At 36.9% G+C, this 233-nt stretch carries 1 protein-coding gene; it reads right to left on the reverse strand.

The features are described from left to right. Window positions 1-233 (reverse strand): phage integrase SAM-like domain-containing protein (locus tag X919_RS14825; protein WP_172642711.1); only part of this gene is annotated, 233 nt, incomplete at both ends.

Genomic DNA, 233 nt, shown 5'->3' on the forward strand with positions numbered 1-233 from the left:
TTCAAGTAGTAGTCCCTGAAATCATAAATGAAATTTTCTGTAAGTTGCGAGAAAGACAAATCTTCCACCTTGTACTTGTCTTCGATAAATGTCCGAAGATTATTACGGGTAGTATAGTAATTGGAAATTGTTTCTCTCTTAATGTCAATTCCAATATGTTCTTTCTTCTCCCTGATGAGGATGTCCAATCGTTCGATAAGCATACATCGTGTCTGTACGCTGCCTTGAAACAG

Source organism: Prevotella sp. HJM029 (assembly GCF_000599605.1).
In the GTDB taxonomy this organism is placed as follows: domain Bacteria; phylum Bacteroidota; class Bacteroidia; order Bacteroidales; family Bacteroidaceae; genus Prevotella.